Raw genomic sequence first — 17765 nt, forward strand, 5'->3', positions numbered from 1 at the left:
CGACGTGCTGGCGGATCTGTTATTCGGGCGATGAATTCTAGTACCGATATCTTCCCGTCTGCTTCATACTGCCGCTTCGCGGATCGCCTCCATTGCGACGAAGGTGGACGTATGTGCAACATGGGGCAAGGCCGAAATGCGTTCGCCCAGCACCTCGCGATAGCGGCGGATATCGGCGGTGCGGACCTTCAGCAGATAGTCGAAGCTGCTGGCGATCATGTGGCATTCCTCCACTTCGGGTATCTTCAGCACCGCGCGGCGGAAATCCTCCAGCGCCGCCTCGCGCGTGTCGGACAGCTTAACCTCGGCGAAGGCGACGTGATCCAGTCCCAGCCGCGCGGGGTCGATCACCGCGCGGAAGCCGAGGATGTAGCCGTCCGCGATCAGCCGCTTCAGCCGCACCTGGCACGGCGTCTTCGACAGGCCCACCTGTCGCGCCAGATCGGCGACGGACAGGCGCCCGTCGGCGCGCAACGCCGCGACGATGCGCAGGTCGAACGGGTCGAGAGGATCGGTTCTGGCGGCCATACGAACTGTGTCCCTGCGCGATTGAAGGCTAATCGGTACGTCGAGTACCCCGCTATGGTCTGATCGCCGTAACGCTTTCTGATATGGGATCGGCATGACCGACGCCACGCCCCTGTTCGCCGCCTTCGCGCCGCCCGTCCGCCAGCCGACCGCGTTGCGCGCCGCGATCACTGCCGCCTATCGCCGCCCGGAAGGCGAGGCGATGGCGCCGCTGCTGGACGAGGCGACGCTGCCCGATGCGGTGCGCGAGGCGGCGGCACGCACCGCGACCGCGCTGGTCACGGCGCTGCGCGCCAAGCACAAGGGCAATGGCGTCGAGGGACTGGTGCAGGAATATGCGCTGTCCAGCCAGGAAGGCGTCGCGCTGATGTGCCTGGCCGAGGCGCTGCTGCGGATTCCCGACACCGCGACGCGCGACGCGCTGATCCGCGACAAGATCGCGGGCGGGGACTGGCGCTCGCACGTCGGCGACGGGCGCTCGCTGTTCGTCAACGCGGCCAGCTGGGGGCTGGTGGTGACCGGCAAGCTGACCGGCAGCGTCAACGACAGCGGGCTGTCGGCGGCGCTGACCCGGCTGATCGCGCGCGCGGGCGAGCCGGTGATCCGCCGCGGCGTCGACATGGCGATGCGGATGATGGGCGAGCAGTTCGTCACCGGCGAGACGATCGCCGAGGCGCTGCGCCGCGCCCGCCCGCTGGAGGCGCGCGGGTTCCGCTACAGCTACGACATGCTGGGCGAGGCGGCGACCACCGCCGCTGATGCCGACCGCTATTACCGCGATTACGAAGCGGCGGTCCATGCGATCGGCGCTGCCTCCGCCGGGCGCGGCGTCTACGAAGGGCCGGGGATCTCGATCAAGCTGTCGGCGCTCCACCCGCGCTATGCCCGCGCGCAGGCGGATCGGGTGATGGCGGAGCTGCTGCCGCGGGTGAAGGCGCTGGCGCTGCTGGCGCGGCAGTACGACATCGGCCTCAACATCGATGCGGAGGAAGCCGACCGGCTGGAACTGTCGCTCGACTTGCTCGAAAGCCTGGCGCTCGATCCCGAGCTGAAGGGCTGGGCGGGGCTGGGCTTCGTGGTGCAGGCCTATGGCAAGAGGTGCCCGTTCGTCATCGACTGGATCGTCGATCTGGCGCGCCGCGCCGGGCGGCGGATCATGGTGCGGCTGGTCAAGGGCGCCTATTGGGATGCCGAGATCAAGCGAGCGCAGGTCGACGGGTTGCCCGATTTTCCGGTCTACACCCGCAAGGTGCATACCGACGTCGCCTATATCGCGTGTGCGCGGCGGCTGCTGGCGGCGGAGGATGCGGTGTTCCCGCAGTTCGCGACCCACAATGCGCAGACGCTGGCGACCATCCACCACATGGCGGGCGAGCCGTTTTCGACCACCCGCTACGAATTCCAGTGCCTGCACGGAATGGGCGAGCCGCTTTACGATGAGGTGGTCGGTGCCGACCGACTGGACCGCCCGTGCCGCATCTATGCGCCCGTGGGCACGCATGAGACGTTGCTGGCCTATCTGGTCCGTCGCCTGCTGGAAAACGGCGCCAATTCGTCGTTCGTGAACCGCATCGCCGATCCCGAGGTGGCGATCGGCGATCTGGTCGCCGATCCGGTGGCGGTGGTGCGCGCGATGGCGCATCCGGGGCAGAAGCATCCGCAAATCGCCTTGCCGCGCGACCTGTACGGTGCGCGGCGCAATTCCGATGGCCTGGACCTTAGCGACGAGGGCGTACTGGCGACGCTGGGCGAAGCGATGCGGCAGGGCGCGCATGCGGACTGGCGCGCGGGCGAGGCCGGCGCGGTGCGGGCGGTGCTGAACCCCGCCGACCATCGCGACCGTGTGGGCGTGGTGCACGAGGTCACGCCGGAGCAGGTGAAGGCGGCGGCAACGCGGGCGGCTAGTGCGGCGGCGCGCTGGGCGCAGGTGCCGGTGGCGGAGCGCGCCACCTGCCTCGACCGTGCGGCCGATTTCATGCAGGCGCGGATGCCGCAGCTGCTGGGCCTGATCGTCCGCGAGGCGGGCAAATCGCTGCCCAATGCGATCGCGGAGGTGCGCGAGGCGGTCGATTTCCTGCGTTACTATGCGGCGCAAGCGCGTGGAACGCTGGGCGCGGCGCAGCGGCCGATCGGGCCGGTCACCTGCATCAGCCCGTGGAACTTCCCGCTGGCGATCTTCACCGGGCAGGTCGCCGCCGCGCTGGTCGCGGGCAATCCGGTGCTGGCCAAGCCGGCGGAGGAAACGCCGCTGATCGCGGCGCAGGGTGTCGCGATCCTGCACGAGGCGGGGGTGCCGGCCGACGTCCTCCATCTGCTGCCAGGCGACGGCGCGGTCGGGGCGGCGCTGGTCGCCGCGCCGGAGACGATGGCGGTGATGTTCACCGGATCGACCGAGGTCGCGCGGTTGATCCAGCGCGAACTGGCCGGGCGGCTGCTGCCCGATGGTGCGCCGATACCGTTCATCGCGGAGACCGGCGGGCAGAATGCGATGATCGTCGATTCGTCGGCGCTGGCCGAGCAGGTGGTCGGCGACGTCATCGCATCGGCGTTCGACAGCGCGGGGCAGCGGTGCTCGGCGCTGCGCGTCCTGTGCCTGCAGGAGGATATTGCCGACCGCACGCTGGCGATGGTGAAGGGGGCGCTGCGCGAATTGTCGATCGGGCGCACCGATCGCCTGTCGGTGGATATCGGCCCGGTCATCACCGCGGAGGCGCGCGACACGATCGAGGCGCATGTCGAGCGGATGCGCGCGCGCGGCCATGCGGTCGAGCGAATCGTGCCGGCGGGCGACACCGCGCACGGGACGTTCGTGGCACCGACGATCATCGAGATCGACGACCTCGCCGATCTGGAGCGTGAGGTGTTCGGCCCGGTGCTGCACGTCGTCCGCTTCCGCCGCGCGGGGCTGGACCGGTTGATCGACCGGATCAACGCCACCGGCTACGGCCTGACGTTCGGCCTCCACACGCGGCTGGACGAGACCATCGCGCAGGTGACCAGCCGGGTGAAGGCGGGCAACCTCTACATCAACCGCAACGTCATCGGCGCGGTGGTGGGCGTGCAGCCGTTCGGCGGGCGCGGGTTGTCGGGCACCGGGCCGAAGGCGGGCGGGCCGCTGTATCTCGGCCGGCTGGTGACGGGCGCGCCGCTGCCGCCGCCGCTGGTGTCGGACGCGGCCGACCCGGCGGCGCGCGATCTGGCGCGCTGGCTGGAGGAGGCGGGCGACGCCGCCGGCGCGGAGCGGGTGCGCGAGGCGATCCGTGGCGCGCTGCTGGGCGGTGCAAACGAACTGGCGGGGCCGGTCGGAGAGCGCAACCTGTACGCGCTGCACCCCCGCGGGCGTATCCTGTTGTCGGCGCAGACCCGCGACGGGCTGATCGAGCAGCTGGCGGTGACGCTGGCGGCGGGGAATGAGGCCGTCGTCGCAACCGGCGCGCAGCTGCGCGACGGGTTCGCCGATCTGCCCGACACGGTCGCGCACCGCATCCGCTGGGCGGACGACTGGCGCGGCGACGGCCCGTTCGCGGGGGCGCTGATCGAGGGCGACGACGCGGCGGTCCGGGCGGCGCTGCGCGCGCTCGCCGACCTGCCGGGACCGATCGTCCTGCCGCAGGCGGCGTCGGCGGGCTATCGCCCCGAATGGCTGGTGGAGGAGGTGTCGACGTCGATCAACACCACCGCGGCGGGCGGCAACGCCAGCCTGATGGCGATGGCCCCGGCCTGACGCTTCACTAGCGCCGTGCCGCGCCGTCTAGCGCGGGCACGATCCGTGCGGCCTCCGCCGGTTCGATGCCGGGGCGGGGCGGGGCGGGGATCGTCTCCTCCCCGCGGATCGCGCGGCCGGCGCGCAGGATCGCTTCGGTCAACCGCGGGTAGATGCCGCAGCGGCAGATGTTGGTGATCGCCGCAGCGACCGCATCCTCCGATGGCGATGGATCGCGCTTGAGCAGCGCGGCGGCGGCCATGACGATGCCGGGGATGCAGAAGCCGCATTGCGGCACCCCCTCGGCGATCAGCGCGAGTTGGACCGGGTGCGCGCGTTCGCGCGACAGCCCCTCGATCGTGGTGACGAACGCGCCCTCGATCGTGCCGATCGTCACCTGGCACGCGCGCACCGCGCGGCCGTCGACATCGACGGTGCACGCCCCGCACGAGCCGCTGCCGCAGCCGTATTTCGCACCGGTCAGGTTCGATGCATCGCGCAGCGCCCACAGCAGCGGCGTGTCGGGTGGCAGGCGGTATTCGATCGCCTCGTTATTGACGGTCAGCCGGGTCATCGCGGCCGGCATAGACGATTTGTGACCGTTGCACACTTTCCCGATGCGCCGCGCCGCGCTAGGGCGCCGCCTTCGCCTGAGCGCGAGAAAGAGGGAGGATGCGGCTGATGCACGTCAACACCACCAACGCGGCGGCCGCGGGCGATGCCCAGCACGGCTACGACGCGCCGGACCTGCGCGTCTTCGTATTCGCGCTGTTCTTCATCTTCGGCGGGATCACCTCGCTCAACGACATCATCATCCCAAAGCTGAAGGAGCTGTTTACGCTCGATCACGCGACGGCGATGCTGGTGCAGACCGCCTTCTTCCTGGCCTATGCGCTGTTCTCTCTGCCGGCCGCCGCGATCGTGCGCCGGTTCGGCTATATGCGTACTGCCTCGATCGGGCTGGTGACGATGACCGCGGGCTGCCTGCTGTTCATCCCGGCGTCCGCCAATGCGGCGTTCGGCATGTTCCTGTTCGCGCTGTTCGTGCTGGGCGCGGGAATCACCATCGTTCAGGTGGTGGCCAATCCGCTGATCTCGCTGCTGGGCAAGCCGCAGACCGCGTCGAGCCGCCTGACCTTCGCGCAGGCGTTCAATTCGCTGGGCACCACGCTGTTCCCGCTCGCCGGGTCGGCGCTGATCCTGGGCGGGCTGGCCAATGTCAGCGCGGCGACGCTGACCGGTGCCGCGCTCGACGCCTATCGTGCGGAAAGCTCGCGCACGATCGTCCACACCTATCTGGGCCTGGCGGTCGCGCTGCTGGTGATCGCTGCGGTGGTGTGGACGCGCCGCAACCGCCTGCAGGAGGAGCAGGACCACGAAGGGTCGATCCTGCGCGCCTTCACGCTGCTGGCGCGCCCGCGCTTCGCGGTCGGTGTGCTTTGCATCTTCCTGTACGTCGGCGCGGAGGTGTCGATCGGCTCGCTGATCGTCAATTACCTGATGCAGCCGAGCGTGATGGGTCTGGCCGACAAGGCGGCGGGCGATCACGTACCCTTCTACTGGGGCGGTGCGCTGCTCGGCCGGTTCGTCGGCGCGTGGGTGCTGACCAAGGTATCGCCGGGCAAGGTGCTGGCGACCGTCGCGATCGGCGCGATCGTGCTGATCGCGATCTCGGCGAACACCGCCGGTTTCGTGTCGGGCTGGTCGCTGCTGGCGATCGGGCTGATGAACGCGATCATGTTCCCGACCATCTTCAGCCTGGCGAGCGAGGGGCTGGGCAAGCGCGCGGCCGAGGGTTCGGGCGTCATCGCCACCGCGATCGTCGGCGGTGCGGTGGTGCCGTACATGACCGGCGCGCTGGCCGATGCGACCCACAGCCTGCAACTGGCGCTGGTGTTGCCGGCGGCCTGCTACGCGGTGATCGCGGGCTACGGCGTGTTCGCGCGCAAATCGGCGGTGGCGGTCGGCTGATCCGCGCCGCCGGGTAGGACGGCGCGCGCCGGATCAGTGACCCAGCGCCGCCACCTCCTCTGGCGAAAAACCCAGATCGGCGAGCACCGCGGCATCGTCCCGCGCGCCCGGCATCTGCGGCGCGACGGTGCCGCTGACCGAATAGCGCGGCGCGGGTGCCGGCTGATCCACCCCGTCGACGGTGACGAAGGTGCCGCGCGCCTTGTTATGCGGATCGGCCAGCGCCTCGTCGAAGCTCAGCACCGGCGCGAAACAGACTTCATGCCCTTCGAACGCGGCGACCCATTCGTCGCGCGTCTTCGTCAGGAACAGCCGGGTCAGTTCCTCCTTCAGCGCCGGCCATTGCCGCGGGTCCATCTGCGCGTCCCAGCGCGGATCGGACAGGCCCATGACGGTACGCAGCCCGGCGTAGAATTGCGGCTCGATCGCGCCCAGCGAGACATGGCGGCCATCGGCGGTTTCGTAGGTGTCGTAGAAATGCGCCGCGGTATCGAGCAGGTTGGTGCCGCGCTGGTCGGACCAGCGACCCATCGCGCGGAACCCCCACATCATCGACATCAGCACCGCCGAGCCGTCGGTCATCGCGGCGTCGACCACCTGACCTTCGCCGGTACGCTGCGCGTGGAGCAGCGCGGCCAGCATCCCGAATGCCAGGAACATCGCCCCGCCGCCGAAATCGCCCGCCAGGTTGATCGGCGGGGTCGGCTTCTCGCCCGCGCGGCCTAGGGCGTGGAGCACGCCGGAGATCGCGATATAGTTGATGTCGTGGCCCGGCTGCGGCGCCATCGGCCCGGTCTGTCCCCAGCCGGTCATGCGGCCATAGACGAGGCGCGGATTGTCGCCCAGCAACACGTCCGGTCCCAGGCCCAGCCGCTCCATCACGCCGGGACGGAACCCCTCGATGATCGCGTCGGCGTCCTTGACGATGCGGCGCACCGCGGCGATCGACGCGGGGTTCTTCAGGTCGAGCGATATCGAGCGGCGGTTGCGCAGCAGCGGATCCTTCGCATCGGTCGAAAAGCTCAGCCCCGGACGCCCGCGGTCGATGCGGATCACCTCGGCGCCATGATCGGCCAGCATCATCCCCGCGAACGGCCCCGGGCCGATGCCCGCAAATTCGACGATCCGAATGCCGTGCAAGGGTCCGTTGGCCACGCCTGTCTCTCCGCTGCGATGTTCTGACCCTGTCGATTAGAACGAAGCGGCGGCCGGCACAACAAAAGTTATGTCGTTATTTGCGACGATAGGGGTCGCGAATATGCTCCATCCAGCCGGCGTGTATTTCCTGCGAGGGCGCGGGGGGCGGGGGGCGGTCGGCCGGTGCGGACGAACGCTGCCCAGCGAAGCTGGTCGTCGGCGCCTTGGCCTTCGCCCGCGGCAGGCGCGCGGCGGCGACGTCGATCGAACGATGGAAGTGCAGGCCGGCGCGCTCGTCCTTCGACCAGGCGACATCCGCCTCGATGTGGCCGACCGCGCCGATCGAAAGGTGCAGATGCGCCCCGTCCGTCAGCGCGATGCTGTTGTCGATGCACGCGCCCTGTTCGGAAATGTTGCGGACGCGGCAGTCGATCGGGTCCGGTTCCGCCTCGACTCGGGCGTACAGGAACACGCTGTTGCGCGGGGCACGATCGGGGGGCGTCGCCATGCGGCGATGATATCCGCCAGTTGCGTTAGCGTTTCGTTAATCCGCCGCCAGTTCATGCACGTATCGCGGCTGATCGATCGCCAGATGATCGAGCGTGCTGGCGACCAGATGCGCGATCAGTCGGGGATCGTCGGGGGCGATCGTGCCAGCGCGGATCGACGCCACCAGTGCGCGGTCGAGCGCGTCGCGCGAACCCGTCTGGCCCAGGATCGCGGCGATCCGCTGCGCCGCGCGTTCGTCCGCCGCCGGCCCCAGCGCCATGTCCCGCGCGGCGATGTCGAGCGCGTTGCGGGCGACGCGCAACGCGAACGGGCTGGCGCTGCCGTCGAGCGGCAGCCACGCCGCGACCCCCTCGACCAGCGCCTGCGCGGTGGGATGCGTCAGCATGGCCGCGACGCGCGTTGCAGCAGCGCGACGATATCCGCCTCCGCCTCCGACAGGCGCCGCCCGATCACGCCGCGTTCCGGCCCGGCGGCGGGATCGTCGGCAAAGCTGCGGTGCATCTGCATCGTCATCACCCCCCATTTGAGGCTGGCGATCATCTGCCAGAAGTCGATGCGTGCCGGCTCGATCGGATCGCCGCCCGCCGCGACATAGCCGGCGAGCAGATCGTCCAGATCGCCGAACCCGCCGACGCGCGCATGCGCCTGGGCGAAGCGCCAGCTGTTGCAGCATATCCAGCCGATATCCTCCGCCGGATCGCCGATATGCGCCAGTTCCCAGTCGAGCACCGCGACCAGCCCGCGATCGGCATCGACCATCAGATTGCCGTTACGGAAATCGCCATGGACCAGCCGAGGCGTCGCCGGCACGCGCGGCAAATGGGCTTCCAGCCAGCGGAAGGCCGCCTCGATCGCGGGGCGCACCGCACCGCTCTGGCGCCAAATCCGTTCATAGCGCGCCAGCGTTTCGGCGGCGTTGACCGTGTCGAGGCCGGGCGGCGGCGGGGTGGTGTGAACCCGCGCCAGCGCCGCGCCGCACTGCCGCGCCAGCACGTCGCGCGCGGGCGCGAAGGCCGGGTCGGTGGCGATCCGCTTGCCCAGCGTCTCCCCGATCAGGCGGCGCATGACATAGCCTTCGCCCAGGCCGTCATCGGGGGAGCAGACGTGAACCACCTCGGGCGCCGGAACGCCGCCGGCAATCGCGGCGGCGATCACCTGCGCCTCGCGCGCCAGCGGGGGGCTATCCGGATCTGGTGCGACCGCGCGCGCGCGCAGGATCAGCGGGACCGCCGCGCCGGCACCCACCGTCACGTCGAACGCGAACGTCGCCATGCTGGCCCCGCCGGTCAGCCGCCGCAGCGATTCGACCCCGGTGGCGTCCGCGACCAGCCGCGGCGCCAATGCCGCCAGCCGCGCCGCGACCGTCGCTTCGTCGAGCCTCTCCGTCATCGGGGGGATGTAAAACGGTGCGGCACGCGCTACGCAAGTTAAAAGAAGCGACTTAGATCGGAGAGGGCCATGGATTTCGCGTTGCCGCCGGAGCTGAAGGAGTATCTGGCCGAGCTGGACCGCTTCATCGAGGCGGAAATCCGCCCGCTGGAGGAGGCGGACGACAATGTCCGCTTCTTTGACCATCGCCGCGAATATGCGCGCACCGATTTCGAGCGCGGCGGCCTGCCGCGCCACGACTGGGAGGCGTTGCTGCGCGAGGCGCGGGTACGCGCGGATCGCGCGGGGCATCTGCGCTTCGCGATGGATCCCAAGTTCGGCGGCAAGGGCGGGTCCAACCTGTGGATGTGCGTGATCCGCGAATATCTGGCCGCCAAGGGGCTGGGGCTGCACAACGACCTGCAGAACGAACATTCGATCGTCGCGAACAATCCCTTTGCCAAGATGTTCGACGATTTCGGCACGCCGGAGCAGAAGGAGGAATTCCTGGCCGGGATGCTGGACGGGACGAAGCGGATCACCTTCGGCCTGACCGAGCCGCGGCATGGCTCCGACGCGACGCACATGGAAACGCGCGGTGTCCGGACCGAACGCGACGGGCGCAGCGGGTGGCTGCTCAACGGCGAGAAGATGTGGACGACGGGAATGCACGTCGCCACGCATTGTGCGCTGTTCGCGCGGACGAACGGCGAGGACGGCGCGGCGCGCGGCATCACCTGTTTCCTGGTGCCCGCCGATGCGCCGGGCGTGCAGGTGGAGGAATATCTGTGGACGTTCAACATGCCCACCGATCACCCGCGCGTCAGCTTCACCGACGTCTGGGTGCCCGACAGCGCGATCTTCGGCGAGCCGGACAATGGCCTGCCGCTGGCGCAGAGCTTCGTCCATGAAAACCGCATCCGCCAGGCGGCGGGCAGCCTGGGCGCGGCGACCTATTGTATCGAGGAAGCGGTGCGTTACGCCCGGCAGCGCCAGCCGTTCGGCGAGGATCTGTCGCGCAACCAGGCGATCCAGTTCCCGCTGGTCGAACTGGCGACGCAGGCGGAGATGCTGCGGCTGCTGATCCGCAAGACCGCGTGGCAGATGGACCAGATGGCGCACAAGGAGGTCGAGCGCCGCCTGTCCGACAAGGTGAGCATGTGCAATTACTGGGCGAACCGGCTGGCGTGCGAGGCGGCCGATCGCGCGATGCAGGTCCATGGCGGGATCGGCTATTCCCGGCACAAGCCGTTCGAGCACATCTATCGCCACCACCGCCGCTATCGCATCACCGAGGGGGCGGAAGAGATCCAGATGCGCAAGGTGGCGGCGTTCCTGTTCGGGTACATAGGGCCGCGGCGCAGTGAGTTCGATGCGCTCGACTGGGACGACGTCGACTATCGCGTCGAGCCGCAAATCCGCCCGCGCAGCGGCTGGCAGGCGCTGTCATAAACAAGCGGCGTAAAGGGACTTGCGGTCCGGGTGGATCGCAGCATAACAGATGTTACGTAAGGGATAGGGGAGAGGCACGATGCTGAAGACGCGGTTCACCGAGGCGTTCGGGGTGGAATATCCGATCGCGCAGGGCGGGATGCAGTGGGTCGGCAAGGCACAGCTGGTCGCCGCGGTCGCCAATGCCGGTGCGCTGGGCTTCATCACCGCGCTGACCCAGCCGACGCCGGAGGAGCTGGCGAACGAGATTCGCCGCACCCGCGACCTGACCGACAAGCCGTTCGGCGTGAACCTGACGATCCTGCCGACAATCAACCCGCCGCCCTATGCCGAATATCGCCGCGCGATCATCGAGGGCGGCGTGAAGATCGTCGAGACCGCGGGCTACAAGCCGCAGGAGCATATCGACGATTTCAAGACGCATGGGGTCAAGGTGATCCACAAGTGCACCGCGGTGCGCCACGCATTGTCGGCGGAACGCATGGGTGCGGACGCGATCAGCATCGACGGCTTCGAATGCGCGGGGCATCCGGGCGAGGACGATATCCCCGGCCTGATCCTGATCCCCGCCGCCGCCGACAAGGTATCGGTGCCGATGCTGGCGTCGGGCGGCTTCGCCGACGGGCGCGGGCTGGTCGCCGCGCTGGCCCTGGGCGCGGATGGCGTGAACATGGGCACCCGTTTCTGCGTGACGCAGGAGGCGCAGATCCCCGACAGCTTCAAGCAGCGGATGGTAGCGAACGACGAGCGGCAGACCGACCTGATCTTCCGCACGCTGCACAACACCGCGCGCGTGATGAAGAACAAGGTGTCCGAGGAGGTCGTCGCGATCGAGCGCGCGGGAGGCGCGAAGTTCGAGGACGTCCAGCATCTGGTCGCGGGCAAGCGCGGCGTGGCGGCGATGGAGCGCGGCGACACCGACGACGGCATCTGGTCCGCCGGGATGGTGCAGGGGCTGATCCACGACGTGCCCACGGTGAAGGAACTGGTCGACCGTATCGTCGCGGAGGCCGAGGAGATCATCGACCGCCGGCTGGCGCGCATGGTCGAGCGGCTGGCACACGCCGCGGCGTGAGCTGGCGGTCGGCCTACGTTCGCTGACCTGCAATGGCCTGGCGTCGGCCTGGATCAGGTCGAGACGCCGGCCAGTCCCTGCCCGTCATGCCGGACTTGTTCCGGCATCCACTGTGCCGCAGATCCGCAAGGTGTTGATTTCGTGGCGCGGTGGACCCCGGAACACGTCCGGGGTGACGGTTCGCGCCGGACATGCGTCGTGCCTATAGCAGGTGGGTGCAGCAGGACGGCAGACCGCCTCCCCACGCCCCCGACCTGTCAGGCGATCCCGAGATCCGCCGGCCCGAACGCATCGGGCAGCAGGTCCGACAGGCGATAGCTGGCGATCCGCTCGCCCTCGGCCCCCGCGCAATGGACGCGCAGGTCGTTACCGCTGAGCTGCGCTGCCTCGTTCAGGACCTGCCGGCAGCGGCCGCACGGGCGCACCGGATCGTGGCCGGTCGCGCGGCCGTCCGCGTCCATCATCCCGCCGATGACCCCCACCGCGGCCACCTCGCGCAGCCGCCCCTGCGCCGACACGGTCGCGATCGCGACGGTTTCGGCGCATAGCGACAGGCCGTAGCTGGCGTTTTCGACATTGGCGCCGGTCACCACGCTGCCGTCGGTCAGCAGCACCGCGGCCCCCACGGCAAAGCGCGAATAGGGGGCATGGGCATTCGCCGCTGCCGCGCGCGCCAGTGCGATCAGTCGCGCCGCTTCGTTTCCGTCCGTCATTGCGCCACCGCCACGTCCCAGTTCACCGGCCCTTCCACCCCGTCGATACGCCGCACGTCGCTCGCGCGCCACATCCGCCAGGCGCGGGCGCCATAGCCGGGTTTCATGAAATTGCCCTCCGCCCACAGGCTGCGGCGGAAGGCTTCGGTCAGGCGATAATCCCCCTCCACCGCGCGCGCCACCTTCAGCAGCACGGGCTTGCCGGTGTGCGATTCGATGCGGCGGATCATCTCCGCCACGTCGGCGACCATCGCGGCGCGGTCCGGCCGGTCGGCGCAACCGTCCTCATAGGAAAAGTCTATCGCCGCGGGCAGCGCGGTGGGATCGCGCGGGACGAGGGTGTTGAACGCATCGGCCTGCGCGCGTGCGGGCTGGCAGAAGGAGAAGACGTGGATCGCGCCGCGCCGCACGCCCGCCGCCGCCATCGCATCCCAATGGGTCAGGAACGCATGGTCGCGCTGCCCCGCGCCGGTCGTCGCCACGGCATAGCCGAAATCGGCACCGGCGCCCTTCAGCACCGGCCAGTCGATCGCGCCGGTGCGTTCCGACACGTCGACGCCCTGCGCCGGATAGGTTTCGGTCGAGGGATGCCAGCGCTGCGCCACCCGCCATGCCGCGACGCCGGACAACGCCAGCGCAGCGACGATCAGCACGAACCGTCCCAGACCCCACATGAATGATGTACCCGTCTATGCCTTGATGTGCAGCACGCAGATCAGCGTGAACAGCCGTCGCGCGGTGTCGAAATCGATCTCGATCTTGCCGTCCAGCCGCTCCATCAGCAGCGTCGCGGCATCGTTGTGGATGCCGCGCCGTGCCATGTCGACCGTCTCGATCTGTTGCGGGGTCGACTGACGGATCGCCTGGAAATAGCTGTCGCAGATCGCGAAATAGTCGCGGATCGGGCGGCGGAAGCGGCCGAGGCCCAGCACCAGCACCTCCAGCGGGGTGCCGTCCTCGCGCCTGATCTCGATCGCCAGCCGGCCTTCCTCCACGGACAGGCGGACGCGGTACGGGCCGGCATAGCCGTCCGGTTGCTCGCGCTGGGGCGCGAAGTGATTGCCCTCGATCAGGTCGAAGATCGCGATCCGGCGTTCCTGCTCGATATCCGCCGACCGCCACAGGATGGTGCGTTCGTCCAGTTCGATGTCGATGATCCGCGGATCGGCCATGCGCCTGCCGATAAAGGCGAACGGTCCGCCCGACAATGCAGGCTATCCACAGCTTTCGCGCCGGCGGGGCTGTCCCACGCATCGCCGGGCGCGCTATACGCGCGGATATGGCGACTCTGGCGTTCCCGCAACCGGCCCCGGCCGAACCCGTTCAGCTGCCCCGCAACGTCGAGGCGGAGGCCGCGATGCTGGGCGCGATGATGATCGACAACCGGCTGGCCGACGACATCGTCGACCGGTTGGAGCCGGTGCATTTCTTCGAGCCGGTGCACGGCCGCATCTTCGCCGCGATCAAGTCGCTGCGCGCGCAGGACATGCTGGCCACCCCGGTGACGCTGCGACCGATGTTCGAGGCGGACGAAGGGATGCGCGAGCTGGGCGGGGTCGGCTATCTCGCCAGCCTGACCGGGTCGGGCGCGGGGCTGATCGGCGCGCGGCAGTTCGCGACGCAGATCTACGACCTTGCGATGCTGCGCGCCTTGGTGTCGGTCGGGCACCAGATGGTCGACCGCGCGATGGACACCAGCCAGGAGGTGAACCCGCGCGCGCAGATCGAGGCCGCCGAGGAGGAGCTGTTCCGCGTGTCCGCCGAGGGCGCGACGGAAAGCAGCGTCAAAAGCTTCGCGCAGGCCAGCACGATGGCCGTGAAGATGGCCGAGAAGGCGCTGAACTGGGGCGGCAACCTGTCGGGCGTCACCACCGGTCTGGACACCGTCAACGCCAAGATCGGCGGCATGCACCATTCCGACCTGATGATCCTGGCCGGGCGGCCGGGCATGGGCAAGACGTCGCTGGCGACGAACATCGCGTTCAACGCGGCGCAGCGGTGGATGCGCGACATGCGCGACGGCATCCCGCCCAGCAAGTCGGTGGGCGCCAAGGTCGCGTTCTTCAGCCTGGAAATGAGCGCCGACCAGCTGGCCACCCGTATCCTGGCGGAACAGTCGCGGATCAGCTCCGAGGCGCTGCGCATGGGCAAGATCAGCAAGCAGGAGTTCGAGCAGCTGGCGGCGGCGGCGGCGGAACTGGAGAACCTGCCGTTCTTCATCGACGATACCGGCGGCCTGACGATCGGGTCGCTGCACACGCGCGTGCGGCGGTTGCAGCGGCGGCACAACAACGAGATCGGGCTGGTGGTGGTCGATTACCTCCAGCTGCTGACCGGATCGGGCAAGGGCGACGGCAATCGCGTGCAGGAAATCTCAGAAATCTCGCGCGGGTTGAAGACGTTGGCCAAGGACATGAACGTCCCCGTGCTGGCGCTGTCGCAGCTGAGCCGTGCGGTGGAAAGCCGCGAGGACAAGCGCCCGATGCTGTCGGACCTGCGCGAATCGGGGTCGATCGAGCAGGACGCGGACATGGTCTGGTTCGTGTTCCGCGAGGATTATTACATCGCCCAGCGCGAACCGAAGCGCCCGATGGAGGGCGATGACGCCAAGGTGTTCGAGGAACACGCCCGCTGGGCGGCGGAAATGGAGCGCGTCTATGGCCTGGCGGAGCTGATCGTCGCCAAGCAGCGTCACGGCGCGACGGGCAAGGTGGTGCTGAAATTCGACCCCACGATCACGCGATTCAGCGACTACGCGGGCTTCTGACGCGCACCGACGGGGGCAGAACGCGCGGTGCGGCGCGAGTCGGACGCCCCCGATGCGACGATTCAGCGCGGACGGTATTCGATCCGCGCGCTTCCTTCCGCCCGGACGGGCATGAACAGGCCCGCGCCGGTCACCTGCAGCTGGCCGTTGGTGACGCGCGTGACGTCGGTCGACAGCAGGAATTCGCCTTCCTGGCGATGACCGATCGCGCGCTGCGCCTTGCCGATCACCTTCTGATAGTCGGGCGCGAAATCGTGCTGGAGCGCCAGCGCGATCGCGTCATGAACCTGCGCATCGTCGAAGAGATGGACGAGCAGGTCGACCGCGGCCGAATCGGTGCGGGTCACCAGCGACACGTCGCGCGCGCGCACCAGCTGCGATCCGGGATCGTTATAGGGCTGCGCCGACAGCCATACCTCGCCGCTGGTCGGCCCCATCGACCCGTCATGCGCGCGCACCTTCGCGGTCACGCCGATTGCCAGCCGCCCGCCGGTGGTGGCGTAGATGGTGACCTTTCCGAATTCGGCATCGACGCGGCCGATCCCGGCGAGCGTGATGCCGCGCGCCGCCAGCTTGCCCAGCGTGCGCTGCACCACCGGTTCCAGTTCGGCATAATCGGCCAGCACGGGCACGAAGAAGCGCAGCCCCGGCTGACCGGCGACCCGCCCCGGCGGGGGCAGGGGGGTGACGGGCGGATCGGCGGGCCGCTGCCCGACGAAGGTCTGCGTCAGCGCCTCCGCCGAGAGCAGCAGCGTCAGCCGCCGGCCCTCGATCCGGTAGCCGCCGAAGCCGAGCGTGCGCGGGGCGATCCGCAGCCAGGCGGGCGGGTTGCGCTTGCTCAGCTCGATCGAGGTGAACGCCTTGGCCCAGATGTCCGCCAGCTGCGCGCGCAGCCCCAGCTTCGCCAGATGGCGCGGCAGGTCGCGTTCCAGATCGGCGACGACGCGCTTCAGCTTCTCGTCCGCCTTCGAGGTGAAGGTGATCCGCTGGCCGGCGATGTCGATGCCCGGTTCCTCGCGCCAGTCATAGTCGAGGTCGACGGTCGCGGTCGGTTGCCAGTTGCCGACGATCCGCAGCCGCGCGGTGGCGCGCACGGTGGCGCTGCCGGTGGCGGTTTCGCTGACGACGCCGCCCACCTTCTGCGCGGAGATCGCCGCGCGCACCGGCATGACGATCCGCAATTGCTGCCCGCTGCCCGACAGCGCAATCGCGCCGCGGGTGACGCGCCCGACCAGCCGGCAGCCGAGGTCGGGCGTCACCTTGATCTTGCCGATGCGCCGCCCGGCGACGCAGCGGTCGCGATGTTCGTCGATGGTCCACAGCGTGCGGGGCAGTTCCTTTTCCAGCCCGCGTTCCAGCTGCCCCAGATCGGCGACGACCGGTACGGTGATGGTCGAGGACTGGTCCGGCAGCCTGGCGTTTTGGGTTTCGATACGCGGCGGGGCGGGATGATCCTGCGCGCGGTGACATCCGGCAACGGGCAGGGCCAGGGCCAGCAACAATATACGGCGCACCCGATCGTCCCCCCATCCTCATCCCTGGTGATGGTTCTCAATCCGTAACGACCGATTTCGATCCCTGATGCCGACGCGAGCGTTAATGCGCGCGGGCGGCGTGCAGGCGGTGGACCGCCAGCGCGATCGCGCCGCCGATCGCCAGCCCGATGATTCCGGAGGCGAGCGCGGTGACGATCCATGCCAGCGCACCGCCGATCGCGGGGGCCAGATGCGCGGCGGCTTCGGCGGTGTCGTGGACGAGATGCGCGGGCGCGGCCAGTCCCAGTTCCTCCGCACCGTGCAGCAGGATGCCGCCGCCGACCCAGATCATCGCGGCGGTGCCGATCACCGCCAGCCAGCGCATCAGCACCGGCACGCCCTTCACCAGACCGCGCCCGATCGCGCGCAGCGCGCCCGACCCGGTCTTTGCGAGATAGAGGCCGACATCGTCCGCCTTCACGATCAGCGCGACCACGCCATAGACGCCCGCGGTGATCGCCACCGCGACCACCGCCAGCACGACCCCTTGCGTCAGCAGCGGGGAATCCGCGACCTGCGACAGTGCGATCGCCATGATTTCGGCCGACAGGATGAAGTCGGTTCGGATCGCGCCGGACACCTTCTGGTTTTCCAGCGCGACGGGGTCGAGGCCGGCGTCGGCCGCTTCATCCTCATGCCCGCCGGACAACGCCTCGATCACCTTTTCCGCGCCCTCGAAACACAGATAGGCGCCGCCGACCATCAGCAGCGGGGTGATCGCCCATGGTGCGAGCGCGCTGAGGATCAGCGCGGCGGGCAGCAGGAACAGCAGTTTGTTGCGGATCGAGCCGAGCGCGATCTTGCCGATGATCGGCAGTTCGCGCTGCGGCGACAGGCCGACGACATAGCGCGGGGTGACCGCGGTATCGTCCACCACCACCCCTGCGGCCTTCACCCCCGCCTTGCTCGCGGCGGCACCGACATCGTCGAGCGAGGCCGCCGCCAGCCGGGTCAGCCCCGCGATATCGTCCAGCAGTGCGACCAGTCCGCTTGCCATGCCCGTCTT

16 protein-coding genes are annotated in these 17765 nt (G+C 69.2%); 5 read left to right on the forward strand and 11 right to left on the reverse strand.

Annotated features, from left to right (window positions below; translation table 11 throughout):
• Positions 1–63: 63 nt before the first annotated feature.
• A complete protein-coding gene (locus COA07_RS00370) occupies positions 64–528 on the reverse strand; it encodes an Lrp/AsnC family transcriptional regulator (RefSeq protein ID WP_066712841.1) in 465 nt (154 codons plus the stop codon).
• 94 nt (positions 529–622) lie between these two features.
• Here COA07_RS00370 and putA point away from each other — a divergent pair, with 94 nt between their 5' ends.
• A complete protein-coding gene (gene putA / locus COA07_RS00375; protein ID WP_096640323.1) occupies positions 623–4252 on the forward strand; it encodes a trifunctional transcriptional regulator/proline dehydrogenase/L-glutamate gamma-semialdehyde dehydrogenase in 3630 nt (1209 codons plus the stop codon).
• Positions 4253–4259: 7 nt separating this feature from the next.
• Here the strand turns inward: putA and COA07_RS00380 are convergent, their stop codons facing one another.
• Positions 4260–4805: a (2Fe-2S)-binding protein gene (locus COA07_RS00380; RefSeq protein WP_066706197.1), complete on the reverse strand. Its 546-nt coding sequence runs from the start codon at positions 4803–4805 to the stop codon at positions 4260–4262.
• A 107-nt stretch (positions 4806–4912) separates the two neighbouring features.
• On the opposite strand from COA07_RS00380, the gene COA07_RS00385 reads away from it, so the two are divergent.
• The gene (locus COA07_RS00385) at positions 4913–6202 is read left to right on the forward strand and encodes a sugar MFS transporter (RefSeq protein WP_066706200.1); all 1290 of its coding nucleotides are present in this window, start codon (positions 4913–4915) and stop codon (positions 6200–6202) included.
• A gap of 33 nt (positions 6203–6235) precedes the next feature.
• Here COA07_RS00385 and COA07_RS00390 read toward each other — a convergent pair whose 3' ends face one another.
• From COA07_RS00390 to COA07_RS00405, 4 genes are all read right to left on the reverse strand, one after another.
• Positions 6236–7357 (reverse strand): CaiB/BaiF CoA transferase family protein, encoded by a 1122-nt coding sequence (locus tag COA07_RS00390; protein WP_066706031.1) that lies wholly within the window; start codon positions 7355–7357, stop codon positions 6236–6238.
• Positions 7358–7433: 76 nt separating this feature from the next.
• Positions 7434–7847: a PilZ domain-containing protein gene (locus COA07_RS00395; RefSeq protein ID WP_066706033.1), complete on the reverse strand. Its 414-nt coding sequence runs from the start codon at positions 7845–7847 to the stop codon at positions 7434–7436.
• A 36-nt stretch (positions 7848–7883) separates the two neighbouring features.
• Positions 7884–8234, reverse strand: coding sequence for a DUF6285 domain-containing protein (locus tag COA07_RS00400; RefSeq protein WP_066706035.1), 351 nt, complete (start codon positions 8232–8234; stop codon positions 7884–7886).
• Positions 8228–9238 (reverse strand): phosphotransferase family protein, encoded by a 1011-nt coding sequence (locus tag COA07_RS00405; RefSeq protein WP_066706038.1) that lies wholly within the window; start codon positions 9236–9238, stop codon positions 8228–8230. Before COA07_RS00405 ends, COA07_RS00400 begins: the two co-directional genes overlap by 7 nt.
• Positions 9239–9307: 69 nt before the next feature.
• On the opposite strand from COA07_RS00405, the gene COA07_RS00410 reads away from it, so the two are divergent.
• The gene (locus COA07_RS00410; RefSeq protein WP_083956642.1) at positions 9308–10669 is read left to right on the forward strand and encodes an acyl-CoA dehydrogenase family protein; all 1362 of its coding nucleotides are present in this window, start codon (positions 9308–9310) and stop codon (positions 10667–10669) included.
• Positions 10670–10748: 79 nt separating this feature from the next.
• Positions 10749–11744: an NAD(P)H-dependent flavin oxidoreductase gene (locus COA07_RS00415; RefSeq protein WP_066706041.1), complete on the forward strand. Its 996-nt coding sequence runs from the start codon at positions 10749–10751 to the stop codon at positions 11742–11744.
• A 257-nt stretch (positions 11745–12001) separates the two neighbouring features.
• On the opposite strand, the gene COA07_RS00420 is transcribed toward COA07_RS00415, so the two are convergent.
• From COA07_RS00420 to COA07_RS00430, 3 genes are read right to left on the reverse strand one after another with little or no spacing between them, the layout of a single operon-like run.
• A complete protein-coding gene (locus COA07_RS00420) occupies positions 12002–12457 on the reverse strand; it encodes a cytidine deaminase (protein WP_066706044.1) in 456 nt (151 codons plus the stop codon).
• Complete coding sequence (locus COA07_RS00425; RefSeq protein WP_066706046.1) at positions 12454–13131, reverse strand: glycoside hydrolase family 25 protein; 678 nt, start codon at positions 13129–13131, stop codon at positions 12454–12456. The genes COA07_RS00420 and COA07_RS00425 overlap by 4 nt, the downstream gene beginning before the upstream one ends.
• A gap of 15 nt (positions 13132–13146) precedes the next feature.
• Positions 13147–13629 (reverse strand): UPF0262 family protein, encoded by a 483-nt coding sequence (locus COA07_RS00430; RefSeq protein WP_066706049.1) that lies wholly within the window; start codon positions 13627–13629, stop codon positions 13147–13149.
• Positions 13630–13736: 107 nt separating this feature from the next.
• Here COA07_RS00430 and COA07_RS00435 point away from each other — a divergent pair, with 107 nt between their 5' ends.
• Positions 13737–15224 (forward strand): replicative DNA helicase, encoded by a 1488-nt coding sequence (locus COA07_RS00435; protein WP_066706052.1) that lies wholly within the window; start codon positions 13737–13739, stop codon positions 15222–15224.
• 62 nt (positions 15225–15286) lie between these two features.
• Here the strand turns inward: COA07_RS00435 and COA07_RS00440 are convergent, their stop codons facing one another.
• Positions 15287–16723, reverse strand: a complete 1437-nt coding sequence (locus COA07_RS00440) for a DUF4403 family protein (protein WP_245841933.1) — start codon at positions 16721–16723, stop codon at positions 15287–15289.
• 97 nt (positions 16724–16820) lie between these two features.
• Positions 16821–17756, reverse strand: coding sequence for a DUF808 domain-containing protein (locus tag COA07_RS00445; protein WP_066706058.1), 936 nt, complete (start codon positions 17754–17756; stop codon positions 16821–16823).
• Positions 17757–17765: the final 9 nt, after the last annotated feature.

Source organism: Sphingomonas adhaesiva, from assembly GCF_002374855.1.
Classification (GTDB): domain Bacteria; phylum Pseudomonadota; class Alphaproteobacteria; order Sphingomonadales; family Sphingomonadaceae; genus Sphingomonas; species Sphingomonas adhaesiva.